The sequence below is a fragment of the Parvibaculum sp. genome (assembly GCF_040882025.1).
Lineage (GTDB): Bacteria > Pseudomonadota > Alphaproteobacteria > Parvibaculales > Parvibaculaceae > Parvibaculum.
Genome location: NZ_JBBECC010000061.1, coordinates 1 through 5,738, shown reverse-complemented (window position 1 = coordinate 5,738; position 5,738 = coordinate 1). Strand labels below are relative to the sequence as shown.

At 66.4% G+C, this 5,738-nt stretch carries 6 protein-coding genes; 2 read left to right on the top strand and 4 right to left on the bottom strand.

Going from position 1 to position 5,738, the window contains the following annotated elements; translation table 11 throughout:
- Positions 1-49: 49 nt before the first annotated feature.
- Both WEB61_RS04135 and WEB61_RS04130 read right to left on the bottom strand, forming a co-directional pair.
- Positions 50-1,285, bottom strand: a complete 1,236-nt coding sequence (locus tag WEB61_RS04135; protein WP_368063061.1) for a DNA-packaging protein — start codon at positions 1,283-1,285, stop codon at positions 50-52.
- The gene (locus tag WEB61_RS04130) at positions 1,263-1,895 is read right to left on the bottom strand and encodes a hypothetical protein (RefSeq protein ID WP_368063060.1); all 633 of its coding nucleotides are present in this window, start codon (positions 1,893-1,895) and stop codon (positions 1,263-1,265) included. Before WEB61_RS04130 ends, WEB61_RS04135 begins: the two co-directional genes overlap by 23 nt.
- Before the next feature lie 395 nt (positions 1,896-2,290).
- On the opposite strand from WEB61_RS04130, the gene WEB61_RS04125 reads away from it, so the two are divergent.
- Positions 2,291-2,755, top strand: coding sequence for an NUDIX hydrolase (locus WEB61_RS04125; protein WP_368063059.1), 465 nt, complete (start codon positions 2,291-2,293; stop codon positions 2,753-2,755).
- A gap of 10 nt (positions 2,756-2,765) precedes the next feature.
- Here WEB61_RS04125 and WEB61_RS04120 read toward each other — a convergent pair whose 3' ends face one another.
- On the bottom strand, positions 2,766-4,274 hold the full coding sequence (locus tag WEB61_RS04120; RefSeq protein ID WP_368063058.1) for an inorganic phosphate transporter: 1,509 nt from the start codon (positions 4,272-4,274) through the stop codon (positions 2,766-2,768).
- Positions 4,275-4,418: 144 nt separating this feature from the next.
- A complete protein-coding gene (locus tag WEB61_RS04115) occupies positions 4,419-4,880 on the bottom strand; it encodes a YcgN family cysteine cluster protein (protein ID WP_368063057.1) in 462 nt (153 codons plus the stop codon).
- A gap of 203 nt (positions 4,881-5,083) precedes the next feature.
- Here WEB61_RS04115 and WEB61_RS04110 point away from each other — a divergent pair.
- Positions 5,084-5,738: transglycosylase domain-containing protein (locus tag WEB61_RS04110; protein ID WP_368063056.1), on the top strand; the 655-nt coding region annotated here is incomplete at its 3' end.

The window sequence follows — 5,738 nt, the reverse complement described above, 5'->3', positions numbered from 1 at the left end:
ACTGAGGCTTCGGTAAATTTCCGGGTCGAAAGTCGCTTCGCCACGCCCCTCACAACCGCCGCAATTTCGGCTCGCCCGCCTCGCCCGACAGCATCAGCTCGGTCAGTGCCCAGACCAGCGCGTCGAGGCGGTCCGGGCTCCTTGCGCCCGGCGTCCAGTCGCACATCTGGTCTTCGAGCTTGGCAAAGGCGCCGACATGATGCACAAGGCCGCGCTCATACAAGGCCGCCACCGGTTCGGCGCGCAGGCGCTTGCCGCGCGTTGCATGCACGAGGCGGATCGGCGCGTCGGGCATTTCCTGGCGCATCACCTGGGCGACCATTTCGCCGCCGTTGTTGGCTTCCGCCACGATGCGGTCGGCCTCATGCGCGCGGAAGCAACCGGCGACGCGCTTGGCCCAGGCGAGCGGCGACAGGCGGCCCATCGAACGGTCGTCGATCACATAGGCGCGGCCATCGGGCCCGAGCCCCGCGCAGACAATGCCGCATTCATCGGCGCCGGCGCCGCTCGAGGCCGGCGGATCGACCGCGACGACGACACGGATGAAATCGCGCGCGTCGCGCAAGCGGCTCTTCTCGATTGTCTCGCGCGTCCACAGCGCGTCCGGATTGTCCTCGATCAGCTCGGCGTCGAGTTCCTGCCGCCCGAGCCGCGTACCTTCATAGCGCGCGATCACGCTGCGGAAAAATCCGTCGGCGAGGTTGACGCGGTTTTTCGCCGTCGAAGCGCGCGTCACCGCCGTCGCCGGATCGGCAATCAGCCGCTTCAGCAGCGGCACCGGGCGTGGCGTCGTCGTCATCACCTGTCTTGGCGCCACGCCCAGCCTGAGGCCGAATTGCAGCATGTCCCAGGCCGCTTCGGCATGGCGCCATTTGGCCAGCTCGTCGCCCCAGGCCGCGTCGAATTGAGGGCCCCGCAGGCTTTCCGGTTCGCCGGCCGAAAACACATAGGCCACCGCGCCGTTCGGCCACAAAAGCCGCTTGCGCGACACTTCATAGCGCGGCCGCATGTCGAGTTTTGCTACCGCGCGCAGGCCCGAGGGCCCGTCGATCATCACCTCGCGCACGTCCGAAAGCGTCTCGCCGACCAGCGCGATGCGGCCGGCGCGGTCGCTATCGACTTCCGCCGTCACCCATTCGGCGCCGGCCCGCGTCTTGCCGGCGCCGCGTCCGCCCAGCATCAGCCAGGTCGTCCAGTCGCCTTGCGGTGCAAGTTGATCCGCCCGCGCCCAGAAGGGCCAGTCACCGACGAGCAAACGCACCTCATTCGAGGTCAAGTGCCTCAGCGTCTTTCCGAGATCGGTTGGCTGCAACGAGACGAGCGAAGCGGCTGTTGAGTTCGGCTCGAAGGCGTCCATCGTCTTCTCGCCGCCTTGCTCTATCGCTTTCGGGGTCATTCTTTTTCGCCTGCCGTGCCGCCTGTTCGATTTCATGGAGCTTGTCGGCCGAGCGCACCAGCGAGGCCAGCCGCCGCGCCTGGCGCTCGCCCAACGCCTCGTCGCGCGTCACCTTGCGCTGCGCCTCGACATCGGCGATCTCGCGCGCGATCAGCTTGATCAGGCGGCCGGCCAGCGCCTCGGCATCGACCGGCAGCGGCGCGCCGGTCGCCATGTGCTGCGTGGCGCGAACCTCGTTCCGCGTCGGCCAATTGTCGCGCGTCGCCCGCGCCGATATTTTCTGAAAATTGATCCCGTGTTCGGCCGCGATTTCCTTCACCTTCCGCTTCCCGATCTCGTAATCGGCCCGGATGCGGTCCCAATCGATGCCGGCATCATCCGGCTTGCGCAGCGGCGCCTTCGGCACGGCCGCCTTTTTCGGCGCGGGTTTTTTGGTCGCGGGTTTCTTCGCCGCACGCGGTTTCGCCGCCGCCGGCGCTTCCTTGCGCTTCGTCGCCATGGTCTTTCCGGATGCAATTCTGGAGATAGAACCTAGGTGGGGATCGAGCGCATCGCTGACAACTGGGGATATCTCATGAGGCGCGATTTTCTTTCGCGTCGGCCGAACGCAAGGAAGGAGGAATGCACGCAGAGGCGCAGAGACGCAGAGAAGAACGATTGCGCCTTCGGCGCGGAAACACTCCCGGCGCGATCTATCCGCCGAAGCTCCGCAAGGAGCGAAGGCGGAAGCGCCAGCCATTCCTCTTTTGGCTGTCCAGAGAAAACTCTGCTTTCGCGCCACCCGCTGCACCTCTGCGTCTCTGCGCCTCTGCGTGCAAACCCCTTCCCTTCGAGAAACAGCCCCACCCCCCTCCCGACTCGGCTATGCTCCCCCCGCCTCAACCCGGAGTTCCCATGCTGCGCCGTTTCATCCTCTCGCTTCGCTACACGCTTCGCCGCCACGCGCCGAGCGCGCCGCGGCGGCAGGTCGGCGCGATCCCTTATGCGGTGATCGACGGCAAGGTGGCGGTGCTGCTCGTCACCTCGCGGCGCACCGGGCGCTGGATCTTTCCCAAGGGCAGCCTGATCGACGGGCTGACGCCGGCCGAGGCCGCCGCGCGCGAGGCCTTCGAGGAAGCGGGCGTCGAGGGCGAGATCGCGGCCGCGCCCCTCGGCGCCTATAGCGGCTACAAGCGGCGGGGCCTGCGCCCGCTTCCCATCGAGGTCGATCTCTACCCCCTGCGCGTCGCGACGCAGCACGAGGACTGGCCGGAAAAAAACGAGCGCCGGCGCCACTGGGCCTCGCTCACCGAAGCGCGGAAACTCCTCGCCGAACCCCGCCTTGTCGAACTGGCGCTGATGCTGCGCGGGCAGCAGTAGCGGCCGCGCCTCAGGCCATAACGAGCTTCAGCACCACATAGATACCGCCCGCCAGCAGGCCCGCCGCCGGCACCGTGATCACCCAGGCGGCGGCGATGGTCAGCACATGGCGGCGCCGCACCAGCCTTCGCGTTTCGCGCTTGATCTGTCTACGGATCGCTTCTTCGGGCGTCCTGTTCAGCGTGTCGGGGTCGCCGGGACGCACCTTCTTCTTTTTCGGCGTGTCGGCGTTCAGTCCTATGTTGGCCAGCATCTCGCGCAGGAAGCCGACGCCGAAAACGCCGCCGATCGCAACATGCGTCGTCGATACCGGAAGTCCGAGCGCGGAAGCGATCAGCACGGTGATGGCGGCCGCAAGCGCGACGCAGAAGGCGCGCACCGCATCCATCTTGGTGATCTTCTCGCCCACCGTGCGGATCAGGCGGGGGCCGAACAGCGCGAGGCCGAGCGCAATGCCCATGGCGCCGATCAGCAGCACCCAGAGCGGCAGCACCACCTTGTCGGGTGCGGCCTCGCCGGTTTCGGCGGCGGCGACGATGGCCGCCAGCGGCCCCACCGCGTTCGCGACGTCGTTGGCGCCATGCGCAAAGGAAAGCAGCGCGGCGGCGCAGATCAGCGGCAGCGTGAAGAGCTTCGCCACATGCTTGCGGCGGTTCTCGATCAGCGCCGCGCGACGCGCGACCCAGGGCCGGGTCAGCAGCCAGCCGGCGGCGAAACCCGCCGCGCCGAGGGCCCATACCGTTTCAGGCGCCGGTTTCCAGACGCGCGAGAAGCCCTTCAATGCGAGATACATCGCGAAGGTGCCCGCCATCAATCCGATCATCACCGGCACCCAGCGCCTGGCGGCCTCGATGCGGTCTTCGTCGCGGAAGAGCACTGTCCATTTGACGAAGCCGAGCAGCGCCGCCGCGATGAGACCGCCCATCACCGGCGAGATGACCCAGCTCGCGGCGATGGCGCTCATCATCGACCAGTTGATCGCGGCCATGCCCGCCGCCGCGATACCGGCGCCGACCACGCCGCCGACGATCGAATGCGTCGTCGAGACGGGCGCGTTGAGAAACGTCGCGAGATGCAGCCACATGCCGGCGGCAAGGAGAGACGCCACCATCAGCATCACGAAGTCGAACACATCGAGTTCTTCGGCGGGCCTCACGATGTTGCGCGAGATCGTGTTGACGACATCGCCGCCCGCCAGGATCGCGCCCGCCGCCTCGCAGACCGCCGCGATGACGAGCGCGGCAGCCAGCGGCAGCGCGCGGCTGCCGACCGCCGGTCCCATATTGTTGGCGACATCGTTGGCGCCGATATTGAGCGCCATGTAGCCGGCGACGACGCCGCCCGCGATCACGAAGATGCTCAAGGGGCCCACCGGCGCGAGGCCCGCCATGAAAAGCAGAACCGCCAGCAGGAAAATAATCGCAAGACCCGGCGCCGCGATCGAGCGCGACAGGGCATAAGTCGCCTCTTCGAGACGGACGACTTTTTTCAGGTCCTTGTCGAGTGCGCTCTTCGCCAAATCCGGCTCCCCCGATTCGTTCGCCGCATCCGGGCGGACCGGCCGGGGAAAGCCTTTAGCATTTCGGGCGATCCGCGCCTAGGGTTTGTGACAGTTTTTTGACAGTTTTGTGACAGAGGGGGGGGTCCGCTGCCGCTTTCGCTGTCACCCGGGCGGCATCAGCGGCCAGTCGACGATGCGGTCCTCAAGGTCTTCCAGGTCGACCTCGTCCTCATAGAGAAACCGTCCGTGGACGGACATTCCGGCCAGCCGCACGGCCTCGTATTCGCCCGAAACCAGCGGGTGCCACCAGGGCAGGTCCTTGCCCTCCTTCAACAGCCGGTAGGCGCAGGAAGGCGGCATCCAGTCGATATCGTCGAGATTCTTCGGCGTCAGCGTCACGCAATCGGGGACGCGGACCGAGCGGTTCGCATAGTCCGAACAGCGGCAGGTCTCCGCGTCGAGCAGCCGGCAGGCGATGTCGGTATACTCGAGGACGCCCGTGTCCTCGTCCTCGAGCTTGGTCAGGCAGCACTTGGCGCAGCCGTCGCAGAGGCTTTCCCATTCCTCGCGGTTCATTTCATCGAGGCGCTTCACGCGCCAGAAGGGTTCGCCGGTGTCGCTCATTCCGGCACAGAAGCCCGCGCCGCGCCTGCCGTCAAGTGGCGCCCGAAAGCGGCGGAATCCTGCCTCCGCTTCGCCGCGAAGCCGCCCCAATCCTCTCACAAAGTTAATCCAGTCTCGTTTCGGCGCAGTCGAAGCTGGCATGGCGCTCGCATGAAAACCCTGTCCGGACGACGCCGGACGTGTAGCTATCGAGGCGGTTAACCGTGTCGCAGGACGACGACGATCCTTATCCGATGCGCGCGCAACAGCGCCGCGTGCCGATGCACGACCTGCCGGAGCCGCCGGACGGGGACGACAGCGAGCGCCTGCGCGTCAAACGACGCTCGCGTCCCGGTTTCCTCGCCACCGTTTCGTTTCTGCTGACAGCATTCTTCATCGGCGTTTTCCTTCTTGTGTCGCAAACGCTGCCCGACTTGCAGCGCGCGATCGATGCCGGCCCCGACGAAGCGCTGATGCTGACGGTGCTCGATGTCGACGGCAACGGGATCGGCAGCCGCGGCCGGCGCACGGCGCCCACGGTGCCGCTCGGCGAATTTCCGCCCTACCTCATCATGGCGGTGCTCGCGACCGAGGATCGCAGCTTCTACGAGCACAACGGTTTCGATCCACGCGGCATCGCACGCGCCATGTGGTCCAACGTCAAGGCTCTGGGTTTTGTCGAAGGCGGGTCGACCATCACGCAGCAAGTGGCGAAGAACCTCTATCTCGACAACAGCCGCACCGTGATGCGCAAGGCGCAGGAAGCGCTGATCACGCTCTGGCTAGAGAACAATCTGTCCAAGGACGAAATCCTGACGCTCTATCTCAACCGCATCTATTTCGGTGCCGGCAATTACGGCATGGATGCGGCAGCCCACT

Coding starts and splice junctions, on each gene's coding strand:
- WEB61_RS04125 (WP_368063059.1), top strand. CDS start 2,291: ATGCTGCGCCGTTTCATCCTCTCGCTTCGCTACACGCTTCGCCGCCAC.
- WEB61_RS04115 (WP_368063057.1), bottom strand. CDS start 4,880: ATGAGCGACACCGGCGAACCCTTCTGGCGCGTGAAGCGCCTCGATGAA.
- WEB61_RS04130 (WP_368063060.1), bottom strand. CDS start 1,895: ATGGCGACGAAGCGCAAGGAAGCGCCGGCGGCGGCGAAACCGCGTGCG.